16 protein-coding genes are annotated in these 18,230 nt (G+C 64.4%); 6 read left to right on the top strand and 10 right to left on the bottom strand.

The features are described from left to right. Positions 1 to 146: 146 nt before the first annotated feature. The gene (locus tag ABLE86_RS10650) at positions 147 to 1,331 is read right to left on the bottom strand and encodes an acetyl-CoA C-acetyltransferase (protein ID WP_348778917.1); all 1,185 of its coding nucleotides are present in this window, start codon (positions 1,329 to 1,331) and stop codon (positions 147 to 149) included. A 282-nt stretch (positions 1,332 to 1,613) separates the two neighbouring features. On the opposite strand from ABLE86_RS10650, the gene phaR reads away from it, so the two are divergent. Together phaR and ABLE86_RS10640 are read left to right on the top strand one after the other, a co-directional pair. Further along, positions 1,614 to 2,216 (top strand): polyhydroxyalkanoate synthesis repressor PhaR, encoded by a 603-nt coding sequence (gene phaR, locus ABLE86_RS10645; protein ID WP_348778916.1) that lies wholly within the window; start codon positions 1,614 to 1,616, stop codon positions 2,214 to 2,216. Between the two features lie 246 nt (positions 2,217 to 2,462). Continuing rightward, positions 2,463 to 2,891 (top strand): heme-binding protein, encoded by a 429-nt coding sequence (locus ABLE86_RS10640; protein WP_348778915.1) that lies wholly within the window; start codon positions 2,463 to 2,465, stop codon positions 2,889 to 2,891. Positions 2,892 to 3,027: 136 nt separating this feature from the next. On the opposite strand, the gene rpmF is transcribed toward ABLE86_RS10640, so the two are convergent. Together rpmF and mtgA are read right to left on the bottom strand one after the other, a co-directional pair. Continuing rightward, on the bottom strand, positions 3,028 to 3,210 hold the full coding sequence (gene rpmF, locus ABLE86_RS10635; RefSeq protein WP_008873867.1) for a 50S ribosomal protein L32: 183 nt from the start codon (positions 3,208 to 3,210) through the stop codon (positions 3,028 to 3,030). Positions 3,211 to 3,386: 176 nt separating this feature from the next. After that, positions 3,387 to 4,046, bottom strand: coding sequence for a monofunctional biosynthetic peptidoglycan transglycosylase (mtgA, locus tag ABLE86_RS10630; RefSeq protein ID WP_348779216.1), 660 nt, complete (start codon positions 4,044 to 4,046; stop codon positions 3,387 to 3,389). 227 nt (positions 4,047 to 4,273) lie between these two features. Between mtgA and ABLE86_RS10625 the strand changes: the two genes are divergently transcribed. Beyond that, a complete protein-coding gene (locus tag ABLE86_RS10625; protein WP_348778914.1) occupies positions 4,274 to 5,191 on the top strand; it encodes a polyprenyl synthetase family protein in 918 nt (305 codons plus the stop codon). 82 nt (positions 5,192 to 5,273) lie between these two features. Further along, positions 5,274 to 7,616 (top strand): response regulator, encoded by a 2,343-nt coding sequence (locus ABLE86_RS10620; protein WP_348778913.1) that lies wholly within the window; start codon positions 5,274 to 5,276, stop codon positions 7,614 to 7,616. A gap of 18 nt (positions 7,617 to 7,634) precedes the next feature. Here ABLE86_RS10620 and ABLE86_RS10615 read toward each other — a convergent pair whose 3' ends face one another. Both ABLE86_RS10615 and ispG read right to left on the bottom strand, forming a co-directional pair. Continuing rightward, on the bottom strand, positions 7,635 to 8,486 hold the full coding sequence (locus tag ABLE86_RS10615) for a lytic transglycosylase domain-containing protein (protein ID WP_348778912.1): 852 nt from the start codon (positions 8,484 to 8,486) through the stop codon (positions 7,635 to 7,637). Positions 8,487 to 8,488: 2 nt separating this feature from the next. Continuing rightward, positions 8,489 to 9,745, bottom strand: a complete 1,257-nt coding sequence (ispG, locus tag ABLE86_RS10610; RefSeq protein WP_348778911.1) for a flavodoxin-dependent (E)-4-hydroxy-3-methylbut-2-enyl-diphosphate synthase — start codon at positions 9,743 to 9,745, stop codon at positions 8,489 to 8,491. A gap of 493 nt (positions 9,746 to 10,238) precedes the next feature. On the opposite strand from ispG, the gene gcvA reads away from it, so the two are divergent. Both gcvA and ABLE86_RS10600 read left to right on the top strand, forming a co-directional pair. Then, positions 10,239 to 11,144 carry a transcriptional regulator GcvA gene (gene gcvA / locus ABLE86_RS10605; RefSeq protein ID WP_348778910.1) on the top strand — a complete coding sequence of 302 codons (906 nt, stop codon included), beginning with the start codon at positions 10,239 to 10,241 and terminating at the stop codon, positions 11,142 to 11,144. Positions 11,145 to 11,275: 131 nt separating this feature from the next. Next, positions 11,276 to 12,121 (top strand): fumarylacetoacetate hydrolase family protein, encoded by an 846-nt coding sequence (locus ABLE86_RS10600; protein ID WP_348778909.1) that lies wholly within the window; start codon positions 11,276 to 11,278, stop codon positions 12,119 to 12,121. A 269-nt stretch (positions 12,122 to 12,390) separates the two neighbouring features. On the opposite strand, the gene ABLE86_RS10595 is transcribed toward ABLE86_RS10600, so the two are convergent. From ABLE86_RS10595 to ABLE86_RS10575, 5 genes are all read right to left on the bottom strand, one after another. Continuing rightward, the gene (locus tag ABLE86_RS10595; RefSeq protein ID WP_348778908.1) at positions 12,391 to 13,395 is read right to left on the bottom strand and encodes an ATP-binding cassette domain-containing protein; all 1,005 of its coding nucleotides are present in this window, start codon (positions 13,393 to 13,395) and stop codon (positions 12,391 to 12,393) included. 37 nt (positions 13,396 to 13,432) lie between these two features. Beyond that, a complete protein-coding gene (locus ABLE86_RS10590) occupies positions 13,433 to 14,494 on the bottom strand; it encodes a Gfo/Idh/MocA family oxidoreductase (RefSeq protein ID WP_348778907.1) in 1,062 nt (353 codons plus the stop codon). Continuing rightward, entirely contained in the window at positions 14,491 to 15,330 is an 840-nt protein-coding gene (locus ABLE86_RS10585) for a carbohydrate ABC transporter permease (protein WP_348778906.1), read from the bottom strand. Before ABLE86_RS10585 ends, ABLE86_RS10590 begins: the two co-directional genes overlap by 4 nt. Positions 15,331 to 15,576: 246 nt before the next feature. After that, a complete protein-coding gene (locus tag ABLE86_RS10580) occupies positions 15,577 to 16,506 on the bottom strand; it encodes a sugar ABC transporter permease (protein WP_348778905.1) in 930 nt (309 codons plus the stop codon). A gap of 59 nt (positions 16,507 to 16,565) precedes the next feature. Continuing rightward, positions 16,566 to 17,825 carry an ABC transporter substrate-binding protein gene (locus ABLE86_RS10575; RefSeq protein WP_348778904.1) on the bottom strand — a complete coding sequence of 420 codons (1,260 nt, stop codon included), beginning with the start codon at positions 17,823 to 17,825 and terminating at the stop codon, positions 16,566 to 16,568. Positions 17,826 to 18,230 lie beyond the last annotated feature (405 nt).

The following is an 18,230-nucleotide window of genomic DNA, read 5'->3' as shown; positions in this document are numbered from 1 at the left end:
ACTATCGACCTTCTCATGCTCTTCGATACAGCCGGATCACGTGGCGCGAGACCTTTTCGCCGTGTTTCCTCCGCGACCGGTTGTCTTGCCCGTCTCGGTTGCCCAAAACGAAACGGGCGGCTGAAGCCGCCCGTCGAATTCTTTGCTTACAGCGCCTCGATGCACATGGCGACGCCCATGCCGCCGCCGATGCACAGGGTGGCAAGCCCCTTCTTGGCGCCGCGGCGGCGCATCTCGTAGACCAGCGTGTTGAAGATGCGCGCGCCCGAGGCGCCGATCGGGTGACCGATGGCGATGGCGCCGCCATTGACGTTGACGATTTCCGGGTTCCACCCCATGCCCTTGTTGACCGCGCAGGCCTGCGCCGCGAAGGCCTCATTGGCTTCCACGAGGTCGAGGTCCTCGGCCTTCCATCCGGCCTTTTCCAGCGCCCTGCGCGAAGCCGGAATCGGGCCGGTGCCCATGACCTGCGGATCGACGCCGGCAGTCGCCCAGGAGACGATCCGGGCCAGAGGAGCGATGCCGCGCCGGGCGGCCTCGGCCTCCGACATCAGCACTGCGGCGGCAGCACCGTCATTGATGCCGGAGGCGTTGCCCGCCGTCACCGTGCCTTCCTTGTCGAAGGCGGGCCGCAGCTTCTGCATGGCCTCCAGCGTCGCGCCGTGGCGGATATATTCGTCCTGGTCGACGACGGTGTCGCCCTTGCGGCCCTTCACCGTCACGGCGACGATCTCGTCCTTGAACCTGCCGGCCTTCTGCGCGGCCTCGGCCTTGTTCTGCGACGCCAGTGCGAACTGGTCCTGCTCGTCGCGGGTGATCTGGAACTGGCGCGCCACGTTCTCGGCGGTGACGCCCATGTGGTAGCCGTTGAAGGCGTCCCAAAGCCCGTCCCTGATCATGGTGTCGATCATCGAATAGTCGCCCATCTTCACGCCGGCGCGCAGATGCTGGCAGTGCGGCGACATGGACATGGATTCCTGGCCACCCGCGACGATTATCCGGGCGTCGCCGGTCGCGATCTGCTGCATGCCGAGCGCGATTGAACGCAGGCCCGACCCGCAAACCTGGTTGAGGCTCCAGGCCGTGGTTTCCTTGGGCAGGCCGGCGCCGATGGAAGCCTGCCGCGCCGGGTTCTGGCCCTGGCCGGCCTGCAGCACCTGGCCGAGAATGACCTCGTCGACCTCCTGCCCCTCGACAGAGGCGCGTGTCAGCGCTTCGCGAATGGCCACGGCGCCAAGCTCGTGGGCCGGAATGCTGGCGAAAGCGCCATTGAAGGAGCCAACGGGCGTGCGGGCAGCGCTGGCGATCACGATTGCATTCGAGCCGGACATTTTGGTCTCCTGAGTGGATTCGCGGCTGGCATGCCGCAAGGTTCTCTCCCTCGATGTTTCTTGCCCGTTCCCAAGGCCGAGTCAAACTGGAAATCGCAACTGCACAATGAGATGGCAGACTGCGAGGGAACTGCAATTCCGCAGAATAGCGGCATTTCCCGGCTGAATCATGCCGCAGTGCACAAACTCCTTTGAATTGCGGCGGCTTTGCGCATATCCTTATTTTCGGCGCAATTGTTGCCGGCCGCCTTGAGGGCATGCCGGTGCCCGGGGAGGAAGTTGATGGCCGCTAAAGACGATCCGGTAGTGATCAAGAAATATGCCAACCGCCGCCTCTACAACACGGGGACCAGCACCTACGTGACCCTCGAGGACCTCGCTGAGATGGTCAAGAAGGGTGAGGAATTCAGCGTGCAGGACGCCAAGACCGGCGAGGACATCACCCATTCCGTGCTGACCCAGATCATTTTCGAGCTGGAGAACAAGGACGGGCAGAACATGCTGCCGATCCCGTTCCTGCGCCAGCTGATCGCCTTCTATGGCGACCAGATGCAGATGATCGTGCCGAGTTTCCTCGAGCAGTCGATGACTGCTTTCGCCAAGGAGCAGGAGCGGTTCAGGGAACAGATGAAGACGGCTATGGGCGCCAGCCCCATGGACGTGATGAAGCTGATGCCCATGAAGGCGCTGGAAGAGCAGACCCGGCGCAACATGGAAATGTTCCAGAACGCCATGCGCATGTTCACGGCCTTTCCGCAGGGCACCCCCGCAGCTCCGGCCGCGCCCGACAAGGAAAAGAAGGATGTTTCCGACAAGGCCGACGACCTTCAGGAACTGAAGGAACAAGTCGCCGCCATGCAGCGCAAGATCGATTCGATGGGGTAGTACGCGCATAGTGGACGGACGCCGGTGTCTTCACCGTTCAGTTGATCAACGACCGCCCGCTGGGCTCGGAGCGCCAGCCCCGGAAGCACTTCAAAGCAGCTTTGGACATATTTTGCCTGCCGGCAGGCGCGTTGCCGCATCGCCGATCCTGCCGAGCCCGCATATCGACTTCGCCAATCAATTTTCAACCCGGTCCGGCGCCTGCTGTGAAGCCGGCCGAGTGACCAGATTATTCCGGAGAGACCAATGACCTCAATTTCGCTCGCCAAAGCCAATCACATCATCGAAGCCGCCTTCGCCAAGGCCAAGGAAGCGGGCCTCAAGCCCCTCTCCGTCGTCGTGCTCGACGCGGGCGGCCATGTGATCGCGTTCCAGAAGCAGGACGGCTCGTCCATGCTGCGCTTCGAGATCGCCTCGGGCAAGGCCTACGGCGCGCTGGCCGTCGGCATGGGCTCGCGCAAGATCGAGGCGATGGCCAAGGAGCGCCCGCACTTCATGGAAGGCCTGTCGGGCGTCAGCGGCGGCAGGATCGTTCCCGTGCCGGGTGGCGTGCTGGTGCGCTCCGCCGGTCAGCTGGTCGGTGCCGTCGGCATCACCGGCGACACCTCCGACAATGACGAGCTTGCCGCCGTCGCCGGCATCGAGGCAGCGGGCTTCGAAGCCGACGCCGGCTGAGACTGACCGCAAGGCTCACTCCGGCGCGTCAACCGCGCCGGAACATGCATGCGGCCAGGAACGCGGCCAAAAAGAAAAAGGACCGGCGCGAGGCCGGTCCTTTTCTTTTCTCTAACCGAAGCGTCGGAAAGGCTGCTCAGCCTTCCTTCGGCGTCAGGACCTGGCGGCCGCGATACATGCCGGTCTTCAGGTCGATGTGGTGCGGGCGGCGCATTTCGCCCGAGTTCTTGTCCTCGACATAGGTCGGGGCCTTCAGCGCATCGGCCGAACGGCGCATGCCGCGCTTGGACGGCGAGGTTTTTCGTTTTGGCACAGCCATGGAATTGCTCCATCCATCGTAAAGACCCCGATTGCCCTCGCGAAAGGGCCGCACGTCGCGGGCCGAAATCTGAGATTAGTGGGCGTGGCTATACACGGCTGTGCCGCAAAAGGCCAGCACCCGCCACGATCTTTTTTTATCGCCTCAAGGCGCGCAGTTCCTGAAGCTTCCGCGCGCTAGTCCAGGCACTGCACATAGGCGCCGGAACGCGCAGCGCGGCGCTGGATGACATTGGCAAGCCGCTTCAGGCCCGGGCCCGCCTTTGCCGGGTTGCGGTCGATCGGGTTGGGCAGCGTCACCGCCAGCAGCGCCGCCTGGCGGGCGTTGAGCTGCTTTGCCGGAACCTTGAAATGGTATTGGCTGGCTGCCTCGATGCCATAGATGCCGGGGCCCCACTCGGCGATGTTGAGATAGATTTCCAGGATTCGCCGCTTCGACGTCACCGCGTCGAAATAGACCGCCAGCGGCACTTCCAGCCCCTTGCGAATGACCGAGCGGTCGTTCCACAGGAACAGGTTCTTGACCGTCTGCATGGGAATGGTCGAGGCGCCGCGCGTCGCCTCTCCGGCCAGCGCATCGTTGACCACGGCGCGCAACTCGCTCCAGTCGATGCCGCGATGCGAGCAGAACTGTCCGTCCTCCGACATGATCACCGAATGGGCGAGCACCGGCGCGACGTCTTCGATATCCACCCATTGCCGCTCGTAGCCGGACAGGGTCGCCAGGTCCTTCAGCATCAGCGTCGAGACCGGGTGCACGAAGGGCAGCAGATAGAAAAGGGTCAGCGCCAGGGGCAGCACCGCGAGGCAGGTCAGGAAGCGCACGACGCGACGCATCCAGGTCCGGGCGCCGCGGCGCGCTCTTGGCTTCGCTGCAATGGCGAACTCGTGCACATCGGGATCGGTTACCGGTTCATCCAAGAGGTCTGCCCCTCAAAACTCCTGCCCCCGGCATAAAGGCGGTTGCCGCGCCGCGCAACGCCTGAAGGGCGCCAATGCCGTGGAAGGCGATTCGCCGCGACGGCGCTTGACCCCGCCGGCGATTGTCGTAAACCCTGCCCGCCATGATGGATGCCCACGACCTCCCCTTCGAAGCGCAGCTTGCAGCCCGAGCCGAGGCTGTCGAGGCGCTTTTGCGCCAAATGCTGGACGAGCGCCTGCTGCCGGGCGAGATCGCGAGACCGGGGACACTGATGGCGGCGATGCGGCACGGCGTGCTGAATGGCGGCAAGCGGCTGCGCCCGTTCCTGGTGCTGGAAAGCTCCGCCCTGTTCGACGCGGATGGCGAGGCGGCACTGCGCGTGGCGGCGGCGCTGGAATGCACGCACTGCTATTCGCTGATCCACGACGACCTGCCGGCGATGGACGACGACGACCTGCGCCGCGGCCAGCCCACCGTGCATCGCGCCTTCGACGAGGCCAGCGCCATCCTGGCCGGCGACAGCCTGTTGACCTACGCCTTCGACATACTCGCCGACGCGGCAACTGCGCTGCCGGCCGAGCGCAAGCTGGCCCTGGTGCTGGGGCTTGCGCGCGCTGCGGGCCCGGGTGGCATGGCCGGCGGCCAGGCGCTCGACCTGGAGGCGGAGCGGCGTGCCCCCGACGAGGCCGGCATCATCCGGCTGCAGGCGATGAAGACCGGCGCGCTGATCCGCTATGCCTGCGAGGCCGGCGCCATCATTGCCGGCGCGGCAGAGGAAGACCGCGAGCGGCTGGCGGAGTTCGGCTCGGCCATCGGCCTTGCCTTCCAGCTTGCCGACGACCTGCTCGACCTGACCGCCAATGCGGAAACCATGGGCAAGGCCACCGGCAAGGACGCCGCCGCGGGCAAGGCGACGCTGGCGGCCCTGCATGGCGTCGACTGGACACGCACGCAGCTTGCCGGCCTCGTGGCCCAGGCGCACGCCCTTCTCGAACCCTATGGCGAGCGGGCCGCACTCCTGAAGCAAGCGGCAAGCTTCATCGCCGAACGCGAGAAGTGAAATACACGCCTGAACGAATTTTTAATGTAAATCGAGCGTAATCCGGCACGGTAAACTTGTACCCGTGTCCGGAGTGCCGCGCGTGCCCGATTATTCGCAGTTCATCCGTTCGATCCGGATTCGCTATCTGTCGGGCTTGCTTATATTCGCGCTGGCAGCGGGAGCGATACTCTATGCGCTGACCAGCATGAACGGCTTCCGCAATGAGATCGACCGCATCGGCACCGGTCTCGTGACGCTGGCAAGCGACCTGCACAATGCCACCGCCTTTTCCGACACCATCTCTGCCGCCTGGCGCGAGGACACGCGCGAAGAGCTTTCAAATGCAGCGAACGGACATGCCGCACGGCTTTCCGCGCAGATCGAGGAGCTGACCGCCGCACTCTCGTCGATACGCGCCGAGCTTTCGGGCAGGACCGTTGACGAGCTGGCCTCAGCTTCGGTGAACGGCGATCTCTTCTGGTCGTCTCGCGACATGGTGCGCAACCTCAGCCTGCTCGCCGGCCTGCGCAAGATCGACGATTGGAGCAACCGCGAGATCCGCAACCAGAACGACCTGTTCGTGCAGCCGATGCTGACGCGCGCCCGCATTGCGCTCGACCGGGAGCGCACGCTGGCCGAGCAACGCGGCAACCGGCTGCTTTCCTATTCCAGCGTGCTGATGATCGCGGTGCTGTCGCTGGTCGGCCTGTGGATTTTCCGCCCCATGGAAAAGGCCATCCGCCGGGCATTTGCCGAAACGCAGGAATCGTTGCTGCGCGCGGAAGCAGCCGACAGGGCAAAATCCGAGTTCCTGGCTAATATGAGCCACGAGATCCGCACGCCGATGAACGGCGTGCTCGGCATGGCGGAACTGCTCGCGCGCACCGAACTGACGCCGCGGCAGAAGACCTTTACCGACGTCATCGTGAAATCGGGCAATGCGCTTCTCACCATCATCAACGACATTCTCGACTTCTCCAAGATCAATGCCGGCCAGCTCACCCTCGATCCGGCCCCGTTCAAGATCGCCGAGGCGGTAGAGGATGTCGCCACGCTGGTGTCGGCCCGTGTGGCCGAAAAGAACCTCGAGCTGATCGTGCGCGTCGATCCGCGCCTGCCGGCCTGCGTGGTCGGCGATGTCGGCCGCTTCCGCCAGATCATCACCAACATGCTCGGCAATGCGGTGAAGTTCACCGAAAAAGGCCACGTGCTTGTCGACGTGACCGGCGAGACCAGGGACGACACGGTTCAGCTCTCGGTGCGGGTGGAAGACACCGGCATCGGCATTCCCGCCGACAAGTTGCAGACCGTGTTCGAGAAGTTCGCCCAGGTCGACGGCTCCTCGACGCGCCGCCATGAAGGCACCGGGCTGGGGCTCGCCATCGCAGCGCGGCTGGTCGACCTGATGGGCGGCAAGATCGGCATCGAAAGCGAGGTTCGCCGCGGGTCCGTGTTCTGGTTCAGCGTGCCGCTGCCGGTGCACGCCATGGAAGAGCGGGCCGAAAACGTACCCACCGACGTCACAGGCGCGCGGGTGCTGGTCATCGACGATAATCCGGTCAACCGCGAGATCCTGCTGGAACAGCTGCGCAGCTGGGGCTTCGACTGTGCCGCGGCCGAGAGCGGCGCGGTGGGCCTGGCATTCCTCGACCGCGCCTACCAGCTCGGCGCGCGGGTGGACTGCGTCATCCTCGACTACCAGATGCCCGGCATGAACGGCGCCGACGTGGCCAAGGCGATGTCGGCCGACAGTCGGCTTGCCGCCATCCCCATCGTGCTCCTGACTTCGGTCGACCAGATCGATTTCGGCCGGCTCGTGATCGACTATGGCATAGCCGCCCATCTGACCAAGCCAGCGCGCTCGGCGGTGCTGCTCGGCACGGTCATCGGCGCCATTCAGAAGGCGCGCGTGCAAGCTGGAAAGGCCGAATTCGTGCGCGAGCCGGTGCTCTCCGTTCCGTCCGCATTGCCGCGCCAGGAACCGGCCGCGGCCGCCTTCACGGTGCTGCGCGCGCCCGAACTCGACGCCGGCCCGGCCGCCAGCGCGCCGCTCGACATTCTCGTTGCCGAGGACAATGAAGTGAACCAGCTGGTGTTCGGCCAGATATTGTCCGGGCTCGGCCTGTCCTACAAGATCGCCGCCAACGGCCGCACCGCGGTGGAGATGTATCGCAGCTTCAAGCCGCGCCTGATGCTGATGGACGTCTCGATGCCGGAAATGAACGGATTTGAAGCAACCCGCGCCATTCGCGACATCGAGGCTGTCACGGGCACGCGCACGCCGATCATCGGGGTGACCGCGCATGCGCTGAAGGGCGATCGCGAGAAATGCATGGAAGCCGGCATGGACGACTATCTGCCCAAGCCCGTTTCCCCCGACAGGCTCGGGCGCAAGATCGGCGCCTGGCTGAGCGAGACGACGGAGATGGCGCGGACCGCGTGAAGACAAGCGGCGGGGAAGCTACCTGTTGCGCATCACCACGCAAAAGCCGCCTGCCGTGTGCAACTTGCCGCAGATGTTGTCGGCGTCTGCGCGGCTATCGGCGCCGATGCGCACGGCATAGATACCCGCCCGCCCTATCGGCGTGCGCACGCGGCTCACCACCGGCTCATAGGCACTCAACAGCGCCGGAAACCGCCCCTTCACCCGCTGCCACTGGCTGACCGCAGCAGCGCGGCGGAAATTGCCGGCTATCTGCACGCCCCAGGGCTTTATGTGGATAGCGGCCATGGGAATGGTTGCCGACCGGATGATCGGCAGCAGACGGCACGCCTGCGCAAAAGGCTTGCCCTTGTCCAGCGGCGGAAACCTGCCGGCGTAATCGCGCTTGGTGAAAGTGTCGGCCGGCTCGCCCATGATGTCGAGCACATAGCCTTCGGTCTCGAGCGGCAGGAAGCCGCCGGTGGCGAGCCAGCGCGTCACCCGGTTCTCGCCGGCATTGTAGGCCGCCGCCGCCAGCCCGAAATTGCCGAAACTCTGCTTCAGGTCGCCAAGATATTTGGCCGAGGCCGAAATGGCCTGGTCGATGTCGAAAGGATCTGCCAGGCCGCGCAGCCGGGCCGTGCCGGGCATGAACTGGGCGATGCCCTCGGCGCCCACGGGGCTCACGGCATTGGCGTCGAAGCGGCTTTCCTTCCAGATCAGCCGGGCGAAGAAGTCGCGCGGCACGCCGTTGCGGTCGGCCTCGGCCTCGATCAGGTCGCAGATGCGGCCTATGGTGGTCGGCAGCGAGCGGCCCGGCGGGTCGGCACAGGCCGCGTTGCTCCAGAGCATCGCACAAAGCAGCACTGCCGCTTTGGCGAGGGCGTTCATGCCTATTCGGCCGCCTGCTTGCCGCCGCTGGTGCCGAAGCGCTGTTCGACATAGTCGGCGACCATCTTCTCGAATTCCTCGGCGATGCGGGGGCCGCGCAGAGTCGTGGCTTTGCGCCCGTCGATGAAGACGGGGGCGGCCGGCGTCTCGCCCGTGCCCGGCAGCGAGATGCCGATGTCGGCGTGTTTTGACTCGCCCGGCCCGTTGACGATGCAGCCCATGACCGCGATCTTCAGTTCCTCAACACCGGGGTATTTCTCGCGCCACACCGGCATGTTCTTGCGGATGTCGGCCTGGATGTTCTGCGCCAGTTCCTGGAACACGGTCGAGGTGGTGCGGCCACAGCCGGGGCACGCAGCCACGATCGGGATGAACTGCCGAAAACCCATGGTCTGCAGCAGTTCCTGCGCCACCTGCACCTCGCGAGTGCGGTCGCCGCCCGGTTCCGGCGTCAGCGAGATGCGGATCGTGTCGCCGATGCCCTGCTGCAGCAGGATGCCCATGGCGGCCGAAGACGCGACGATGCCCTTGGTGCCCATGCCCGCCTCGGTGAGGCCGAGATGCAGCGCATGGTCGGAACGCCCGGCCAGCATGGTGTAGACCGCGATCAAATCCTGCACCTGGCTGACCTTGGCCGACAAGATGATCTTGTCGCGCGGCAGCCCGATTTCCTCTGCAAGATCGGCCGAGATCAGCGCCGACTGGACGATCGCCTCGCGCGTCACTTCCTGCGCGGTCAGCGGCGAGCCGTTGGCCTGGTTGTCGTCCATCAGCCTGGTCAGCAGCTCCTGGTCGAGCGAGCCCCAGTTGACGCCGATTCGCACCGGCTTGTCGTGCCTGATCGCCATCTCGACGATGTCGGCGAACTGCTTGTCCTTCTTGTCCTTGAAGCCGACATTGCCGGGGTTGATGCGATATTTCGCCAGCGCCTCGGCACAGGCCGGATGATCGGCCAGCAGCTTGTGGCCGATGTAATGGAAGTCGCCCACCAGCGGCACGTCGAGCCCAAGCCTTTCCAGCCGCTCGCGGATGTGCGGCACGGCGGCCGCACTCTCGTCGCGATCGACGGTGATGCGCACGATCTCCGAGCCGGCGCGGTGAAGGGCTGCGACCTGCGCCACCGTCTGGTCGATATCGGCCGTGTCGGTGTTGGTCATCGACTGTACGACGACCGGTGCGCCGCCGCCCACGACCACGCCGCCGACATCGACGCCGACCGAATGGCGACGGGGAAAGGGGGAGGAAAAATATCCGGTCATCGCCGGCGGCCTCTTCGCGATGGACATTTGCGCCTGAGGTGGAGGACGAAGCCGCCGATGTCAATGGCCGCGACGATCCAGGCTGCCGTAAGCTACACCGGCCGCGGCTGCAGCCAAAGGGTTTGCGATTGCGGCCGTTCCGCAATCGAATGGCATTTCCGGTCAGGCGCCAGGCACGCGCCTTATTCGCGTTGCCCGGCGGGATCGTTGCCGTCGAGATAGCCGATATCGCGCTGCAGATGTTCGGGAAGCCTCCTCACATCGATCACGCCCCTGCATCTGCCCAGGCGCCAGCCCGACCAAAACCTGTCCCAGCCGCTCGTGCGCGGCGCTGGCCTTCCAATGCATTGCACATCCGCGCAGACCATGGCGGCACCATTCGGCCCCATATGAAGGCCGCTCCCGATTGATGTATCGGCCTTCTATCTGTGCCGGAAAGGCGTTACTTTCCAATCGAACGTCGATCGGCATGCATAAGGTGTATTGATCTATCATGGCGCACGCGCTTCCTCCCCTTCCCGCAGTCCGGGCCTTCGAGGCGGCCGCGCGCCACGGCAGCTTCACCAAGGCTGCGGAAGAGCTGGGCATGACCCAGGCGGCGGTGAGCTACCAGATCAAGCTCCTTGAGGAGCGCGTCGGCGCGCCGCTGTTCCTGCGCAAACCGCGCCAGGTGACGCTGACCGAGCTTGGCCAGCGGCTGGCGCCAGCCTTTACCGAAGCCTTCACATTGATTGGCGAGGCCTATGCGGCTGCCCGCTCTGGCGCCGAGGGCGTGCTGTGCATCAGCACCATCCTGACCTTCGGCTCGAGCTGGCTTGCGCGCCACCTCGGCGCCTTCCAGATGCAGCATCCCTCGCTGGCGGTGCGCCTCGATACTTCTGCCCGGCTGATCGACTTCGCCCGCGAGGATGTCGACGTCGCCATCCGTTCCGGCAGCGGCGAGTGGCCGGGGCTGGCCGCGCACAGGCTGTTCATGCCCGACTTCACGCCCATGCTCAGCCCCAGGCTGGCGGCAAGCATAGGCGGCGTGAAGGAACCGGCCGACCTGCTGCGCCTGCCGATCCTCGACCCGCAGGACCATTGGTGGCGGGAGTGGTTCACCGCTGCCGGCCTGCCGACTGACACGCTGGCCACGCGCACGAGCAGCAGCATGGGCGCGCAGGCCTATGAGGCGAGCGCCGCCATGGCCGGCCACGGCGTGGCGATCCTGGCGCGCGCGCTGTTTGCCGACGAGGTCGCCGACGGGCGGCTGGTGCAGCCCTTCGACCTCGTCGCCAATGACGGCAAGGCCTATTGGCTGGTCTATCCCGAGGCACGCCGCAACGTGCCCAAGATCCGCGCCTTCCGCGACTGGCTGCTGGCGGCGGTGGCCGCTTCGCTCAACAATGGGCCCCGCTAGGGCCCGAACCTTTCCCAAATGGCATCTCGCCTTGCTATCGAGTCGAGGGGCCTTGTAGAACAGAGCGCTAGAGCCGGACATGCCGAAGTAACAATCCTATCGCAGGCGATTCGTAAGAGGGGAGACTTGACGTGAAACTGGTGCGTTATGGCGAACTGGGCCGCGAGCGGCCGGGCCTGATCGATCCCGAGGGCAAGCTCCGCGACCTGTCGCAGAACATTGCCGATCTGAGCGGCGAGACGCTCGACCCGGCAGCACTCGAGCGGCTGTCCCATGTCGATCCGGCCACGCTGCCGCTTGTGCACGGCAATCCGCGCATCGGCCCCTGCGTGGCGAGCACGGGGAAATTCATCTGCATCGGCCTCAATTATTCCGACCACGCCGCCGAGACCGGCGCCACCGTGCCGCCGGAGCCGATCATCTTTATGAAGGCGACTTCGGCCATCGTCGGCCCCGATGACGATCTTCTCATTCCGCGCGGCTCGCAAAAGACCGACTGGGAGGTCGAGCTCGGCGTCGTCATCGGCCGTACCGCAAAATACGTCTCGGAAGACGAGGCGCTGGACTATGTGGCCGGCTACTGCGTGATCAACGACGTGTCCGAGCGCGCCTTCCAGACCGAGCGCTCCGGCCAGTGGACCAAAGGCAAGAGCTGCGACACTTTCGGCCCGACCGGCCCATGGCTGGTGACCAAGGACGAGGTTGCCGACCCGCAGGACCTGTCCATGTGGCTGACCGTGAACGGTGAGAAGGTGCAGGACGGCTCGACCAAGACCATGGTCTACGGCGTGAAATATCTGGTGTCCTATCTCAGCCAGTTCATGAGCCTGCACCCGGGCGACATCATCTCGACCGGTACGCCTCCGGGCGTCGGCATGGGCATGAAGCCGCCGCGCTATCTGAAGCCCGGCGACGTCGTCGAGCTTGGCATCGAAAGCCTCGGCACCCAGCGCCAGAACGTGAAGGCCGACGCCTGATTGCCTATACCGAGCATCCCGTAGACAGCAGGGCAATCGCATACCCCCACTCCGCCTCGCTTCGCTCCACCTCTCCCCCTCAAATGGGGAGAGGAAGGGAGCGAGGCGAGCGGCCGGCTCTTCCTCTCCCCCGTCGATCGGGGGAGAGGTGCCGAGCGAAGCGAGGCGGAGTGGAGGGTCGACTTCTAGACGCGACAGCCCTGCCATAGCCGGGGGCGACGCTTGACGATGTTGTGCGTCACTCCTGAAGCATCCGATGAAGATTGCACCTACGCGGCCAGCGTCCGGCCGTCAGCCCCAAAACGGTAGGTCTTTTCCGGATGCGGCGTGGCGTAGAGCGTCGCGCCCGGCTCGGCATCGTAGACGCCGAAGATGCGCACCGTCAGCAGCCCTGCCTGCTCGGTGTCCAGATAGACATTGGTGTCGGCGCCAAGATGCTCGGCATGCACGACTGTTCCCTTCCAGGTGCCTGACTTGGCATCCACGGTGAGATGTTCCGGCCGCACTCCGACAGTCTTCGCCTTTGTTTCATTCAGCCGCCCGCCATCGATAAAATTCATCTTGGGCGAGCCGATGAAGCCGGCGACGAATTCGTTAGCCGGCGAATTGTAGAGCTCCATCGGCTTGCCGATCTGCTCGATGCGGCCGCCGTTCAGCACCACGATCTTGTCGGCCAGCGTCATCGCCTCAACCTGGTCGTGCGTCACATAGATCATCGTGGCCGACAGGCGCCGGTGCAGCTGGGCGATCTCCAGCCGCGTATTGACGCGCAGCGCGGCATCGAGATTGGACAGCGGCTCGTCAAACAAAAAGAGCTTTGGCTCGCGCACCACCGCGCGACCGATGGCGACGCGCTGGCGCTGGCCGCCCGACAGTTCCGCCGGCCGGCGCTCCAGATAGGGATCGAGCGACAGCATGGTGGAAGCTGTCGTCACGCGCCGTGCGATCTCGTCCGACGGCGTCTTCGCCTGCTTGAGGCCGAGGCTCATATTGTTGCGCACGGTGAGGTGCGGGTAGAGCGCATAGGTCTGGAACACCATGGCGATGCCGCGATCGGCCGGTGGCACGGCATCGACCTTGCGGCCGTCAATCAGCACACTGCCCGAGGTCGCGTCCTCAAGCCCCGCAATCACGCGCAGCAGCGTGGACTTGCCGCAGCCCGAAGGGCCGACGAAGACGACGAATTCGCCGTCCTCGACCTCGAGGTCGATGCCCTTCAGCACCTCGACATTGCCGAAGGATTTTTTGACGTTCTCGATCTTCAGCGAGCCCATGCGCTACTCCCGATAGAAAAGACCGCTTCTTCGCGCATCAAAGCCGCACCGCCTTGCCGGTGCGCACGCTCTCATCCGCTGCGAGGCAGACGGCCAGCGATTTTACGGCATCGCTCATGTGGCGGGTGAGGTCGATGTCCTCGCGGATGGCCTTGAGCAGGAAAGCCTGTTCCAGCTCGCACAGCTCCTGATGGCCGGGCTCGCCCGTCATGGACAGGTTTTCGTCCGGCGCGGCAAAGCGGCCGTCCGACCCGGTCGCCGCACGATGCAGGCGAATCATGTTGGTCCTGGTGTGGGCATCGACGTCGTCAGACTTCGCCTTCTCGTCCATGACGATGGAGACGCAGCCGTTGGGCGAGATGACGTCCTTCACGAAGAAGGCTGTTTCCGACATCATCGGCCCCCAGCCGGCCTCGTACCAGCCGACCGAGCCGTCCTCGAACAGCACCTGCAGATGGCCGTAATTATACATGTCGGGCGCGACTTCGTCCGACAGGCGCAGGCCCATGCCGCGCACCTCGACCGGCCTGGCGTCGGTGATCTGGCACATGACGTCGAGATAATGCACGCCGCAGTCGACGATCGGCGAGGTCGTCTTCATCAGCTGCTTGTGCGTCTCCCAGGTGTGGCCGCTCGACTGCTGGTTCAGGTTCATGCGGAACACGTAGGGCCCGCCAAGCCCCCTCGCCTCCTCGATCAGCCGCATCCAGGAGGGGTGGTGGCGCAGGATGTAGCCGATGACCAGCTTGCGGCCATTGGCCTTGGCGGCGGCAACCACGCGCTCGGCATCGGCAACGGTGGTTGCCAGCGGCTTTTCCACGAAGACGTGGCAGCCGGCCTCGAGTGCCGCCACCGCATAGTCGGCATGGCTGTCGGAATAGATATTGATCGAGGCGACGTCCGGCTTCAGCTCGGCCAGCGCCTCGATGAAGGACGGCCGGATTTCATAGCCCGAAAGCTCCTCTGGCAGCTGCACCTGCGAGCGGTTGACCAGCGAGGCGATCTCGAAGCCCGGATTGCGGTGATAGGCCAGCGCGTGGCTGCGGCCCATATTGCCGAGCCCGGCGACAAGGACGCGCAGCAGATTTGGAGAACTCATTTGACGGCTCCGGAGGTAATGCCGCGGATCAACTGCCGCGAGAAGATCAGGTAGAGGACGAGGACCGGCAGGATCGCCAGCGAAAGTGCGGCCAGCACCGCATTCCAGTTGGTGACGTATTGGCCGATGAAGAGCTGCGCGCCGAGCGTGACGGTCTTGGTCTGCTCGGACGGCGCCAGGATCAGCGGGAACCACAGGTCGTTCCAGATCGGGATCATGGTGAACACCGCAACCGTCGCCATGGCCGGGCGCATCAGCGGCAGCACAAGGCGGAAGAAGATGCGGTATTCGGAAAGCCCGTCAATGCGGCCGGCATTCTTCAGGTCGTCGGAAACCTGCTTCATGAATTCCGACAGGATGAAGATGCAGAGCGGCAGGCCTTGCGCCGTATAGACCAGGATCAGTGCCGTCAGCGTATTGACCAAACCGCTTGCCACCATCAGCTGCAGGATGGCGACCGTGCCGAGCCGGATCGGGATCATGATGCCCAGCGCCAGATAAAGCCCCATCAGCGTGTTGCCCCTGAAGCGGTATTCGGCCAGCGCGAAGGCCGCCATGGCGCCAAAGAGCAGCACCAGAAACAGCGAGGCGACGGTGACGATAAAACTGTTCTGGAAATAGAGCAGGAAGTCGCCCTGCGCGAGCACGGTCTTGTAGCCGATCAGGTCGAAGGTCTCTGCAGTCGGCGGAGCCAGAGGCGTCCGGAAGATGGCGTTGCGCGACTTGAACGAGTTGATGACGATCACCACCACCGGGGCCAGCGCGATGACCGTGTACAGAAGCAGGATCGCGTGGGCTGCGATGGTGCGGGGACGAGACGAGGTGGCGCGGCTCATGCGTGGCCTCCGGAAAATCCGGTCTCCGCGCGAAGCTTATTCGCGCCCCCCTCCGGCACACGCTTGGCCGACCTTATACCCCCACCCCTAACCCCTCCCCACAGGGGGGAGGGAGACGATTTCGTCGCCATGGCCGCCCAAGCCGGTGACGGCTGGTGGCGAACGGCCGTGCAGCAGAATTCCCCTCCCCCTTGTGGGGAGGGGTTAGGGGTGGGGGTAGGATGCATGACGATCATCTCCACCTCCTCAGAACTGGTACCGACGCAGGCGCGTCTGGATAGCGAAGAGATAGAGGCAGACGCCGGCGAGGATGATGAAGAACATCATCGAGGCGATGGTCGAGCCCATATGGGGATCGCCGATCTGCAGCTGGAAGCCGAAGAAGGTGCGGTAGAGGAAGGTGCCGAGAATGTCGGTCGAATAGTTCGGCCCGGCAAGCGCCCCTTGCGCCGAATAGATCAGGTCGAAAGCGTTGAAATTGCCAACGAAGGTCAGCACCGAGATGATGCCTATGGAAGGCAGGATCAGCGGCAGCTTGATCTTCCAGAACTGCGCCATGCCGGTGATGCCGTCGCACTCGGCCGCCTCGATCACCTCGTCGGGGATAGACAGCAATGCCGCATAGATCAACATCATCGGGATGCCGACGAACTGCCAGACCGAGATCAGGCCGAGCGTTGTCAGCGCATATTGCTCCTTGCCCAGCCACGGCACGAACAGGCTCTTCAGCCCGACGAGGTCGAGCAGATTGGGTGCCACGCCCCACAGCGGGCTGAGGATCAGTTTCCACGCGAAACCGACAATGACGAAGGAGAGGATGGTCGGGATGAAGATCGTGGTGCGGTAGAAGGCGGAAAAGCGCAGCCTGGGGCTCGACAGCAGCGCCGCCAGAACGATGCCGATCGGGTTCTGCACCAGCATATGGATGATGAAGAACCAGACATTGTTCCAGAGCGCGTTCCAGAAGGTGGCGGCCCAGCGCGGATCGAGGAACAGGGTGCGGAAATTGTCGAGACCGGCAAAGACGCGCGACTGGCCGTCGAGCGTGAACAGCGAAAGCTGCAACGTGCCAAACAGCGGCAGGATCATCACCGCCGTGTAGACGAGCAGCGCCGGCGCCAGGAAAACGGCGATGTGCCAGCGTCGCGGCCGTCTGCGTTCGGTGTCGTCTGCCATGGGTCCCCCGAATAAAATCCGGGCCGCCGGTGGCGGCCCGGTTGGTGTTTGCCGCAGCCTTAGTTAGCCGGCTTGTACCAGCTGTCGAGGCCTGCCTGCAGCTTCTTGCCCGCATCTTCCGGCGTCGTCGTGCCGTTGATGACGTTGGCCGATTCCACCCAGGTCTCGTTTTCCAGGTTCGGCGTGCCGCGCGACAGGATCTGGTAGGTCGAGCGGATGGTCGGCTTGCACTTCTCGCGCCAGGAGACGAACTCCTGCGCCAGCGGGTCTTCCATCTTCACCGCCGCCGAGTTCAGGCTGAAGAAGCCCGGCAGGGCGTTGGCGTAGATGGTGGCGAATTCCGGCGAGGCGACCCAGGACAGGAAGGTCTTGGCGGCCTCTGCGTTCTTGCTCTTGGCGTTCAGGCCGATACCGATGTCGTTGTGGTCGGAGATGTAGCAGGTGTCGCCGGCATTCTTAACCGGCGGCGGGAAGGCGCCCATCTTGAACTGGGCCTGGGTGTTGAACACCGAGATTTCCCACGAGCCGGCCGGATAGATGGCGGCGCGGCCGAGCGTGAACAGGTTCTGGCTGTCCGGATAGCTCTGCGCCTCGAAGCCGTCGCCGAGATAGTCCTTCCACTTGGCGAGCGTGGCGAAGGGCTCCACCCACTGCGGGTCGGTCAGCTTCTGCTCGCCCTTGATGAGCGCCAGGCGGCCTTCCTCACCCTTCCAGTAGGTCGGGCCGATGTTCTGGTAGCCCATGGTGGCGGCTTCCCAGAGGTCCTTGGTGCCCATGGCCATGGGCACGTAGTTGCCGTCTTCCTTGATCTTGTCGAGGGCTGCGAAGAATTCTGCCTCGGTGGCCGGCGGCGTGATGCCGAGCTGGTCGAAGGCATCCTTGTTGTAGATGAATCCGTGGATGACCGACGCCATCGGCACGCAGAATGTGGCCTTGCCATCGTCCGTGGTCCAGGCGGACCTGGCGACGTCGGAGAAGTTCTCCATGCCCGACAGGCTGGTCAGGTCGGCAAGGTGACCCTTGTTGTAGAGTTCCAGCGAGGCGTCGAACGGACGGCAGGTGATCAGGTCGCCGGCCGAGCCCGCATCCAGCTTGGCGTTGAGGGCGGCATTGTATTCGGTCGGCGCGGAGGGCGAGAACACCACCTTGATGCCGGGGTTCTTGGCCTCGAAGGCCGGGATGAGCTTTTCCTGCCAGATCGGCAGGTCGTCATTGCGCCAGCTTTCGATGGTCAGCGTGGCGTCGTCGGCCAAAGCCATGCCCGCCGAGCCGAGAATGCTGGACGCCATCAAGAGCGCTGTCAGTGCCTGGGTTTTCATGTCGTTTCTCTCCCTATTGACCCGTTCAGGTTCGGTATTGACGGGAGTGAGGCACCTGCCTGCAGCCCCCTCCTAAGTGCGAAAGCGCGGGGCGATGCATTGAAAGCCCCGCGACTTCGAGCGATATGGTCCCGGCCGCCCCCATGCGGGGGGCTGGCTTATCGATGTCATGAAAGGAAGGAAGCATGGCCGCTGGCGGCTGCATACCGAGCCTGCCGGCACTTTTGCGCGCTGCTTCGGCCATTGAAAACCCTCCCGTCCAAAAACCATACCAAAAAAATACCACTTGTCCACCCGCGTTAACGAATTTGCGGCACGACTGGACCAAGACCGGCAATACGAGGGGTTTTCTGCTGCGCGGGGCAGTTCGGGAAATTAACCCTTGGCTATTGGTATTTTATTGGT

Origin of the sequence: Mesorhizobium sp. KR2-14 (genome assembly GCF_040049255.1) — a bacterium.
Taxonomy (GTDB): Bacteria; Pseudomonadota; Alphaproteobacteria; order Rhizobiales; family Rhizobiaceae; genus Pseudaminobacter.
The sequence above is the reverse complement of the archived record's forward strand: the minus strand, read 5'-3'. Positions and strand labels throughout refer to the sequence as shown.

What these genes read in the sequence shown, in the direction of transcription:
- ABLE86_RS10650 (WP_348778917.1), bottom strand. Translation starts at nt 1,331, where the DNA reads ATGTCCGGCTCGAATGCAATCGTGATCGCCAGCGCTGCCCGCACGCCC.
- phaR (WP_348778916.1), top strand. Translation starts at nt 1,614, where the DNA reads ATGGCCGCTAAAGACGATCCGGTAGTGATCAAGAAATATGCCAACCGC.
- ABLE86_RS10640 (WP_348778915.1), top strand. Translation starts at nt 2,463, where the DNA reads ATGACCTCAATTTCGCTCGCCAAAGCCAATCACATCATCGAAGCCGCC.
- rpmF (WP_008873867.1), bottom strand. Translation starts at nt 3,210, where the DNA reads ATGGCTGTGCCAAAACGAAAAACCTCGCCGTCCAAGCGCGGCATGCGC.
- mtgA (WP_348779216.1), bottom strand. Translation starts at nt 4,046, where the DNA reads ATGCGTCGCGTCGTGCGCTTCCTGACCTGCCTCGCGGTGCTGCCCCTG.
- ABLE86_RS10625 (WP_348778914.1), top strand. Translation starts at nt 4,274, where the DNA reads ATGATGGATGCCCACGACCTCCCCTTCGAAGCGCAGCTTGCAGCCCGA.
- ABLE86_RS10615 (WP_348778912.1), bottom strand. Translation starts at nt 8,486, where the DNA reads ATGAACGCCCTCGCCAAAGCGGCAGTGCTGCTTTGTGCGATGCTCTGG.
- ispG (WP_348778911.1), bottom strand. Translation starts at nt 9,745, where the DNA reads ATGACCGGATATTTTTCCTCCCCCTTTCCCCGTCGCCATTCGGTCGGC.
- gcvA (WP_348778910.1), top strand. Translation starts at nt 10,239, where the DNA reads ATGGCGCACGCGCTTCCTCCCCTTCCCGCAGTCCGGGCCTTCGAGGCG.
- ABLE86_RS10595 (WP_348778908.1), bottom strand. Translation starts at nt 13,395, where the DNA reads ATGGGCTCGCTGAAGATCGAGAACGTCAAAAAATCCTTCGGCAATGTC.
- ABLE86_RS10590 (WP_348778907.1), bottom strand. Translation starts at nt 14,494, where the DNA reads ATGAGTTCTCCAAATCTGCTGCGCGTCCTTGTCGCCGGGCTCGGCAAT.
- ABLE86_RS10585 (WP_348778906.1), bottom strand. Translation starts at nt 15,330, where the DNA reads ATGAGCCGCGCCACCTCGTCTCGTCCCCGCACCATCGCAGCCCACGCG.
- ABLE86_RS10580 (WP_348778905.1), bottom strand. Translation starts at nt 16,506, where the DNA reads ATGGCAGACGACACCGAACGCAGACGGCCGCGACGCTGGCACATCGCC.
- ABLE86_RS10575 (WP_348778904.1), bottom strand. Translation starts at nt 17,825, where the DNA reads ATGAAAACCCAGGCACTGACAGCGCTCTTGATGGCGTCCAGCATTCTC.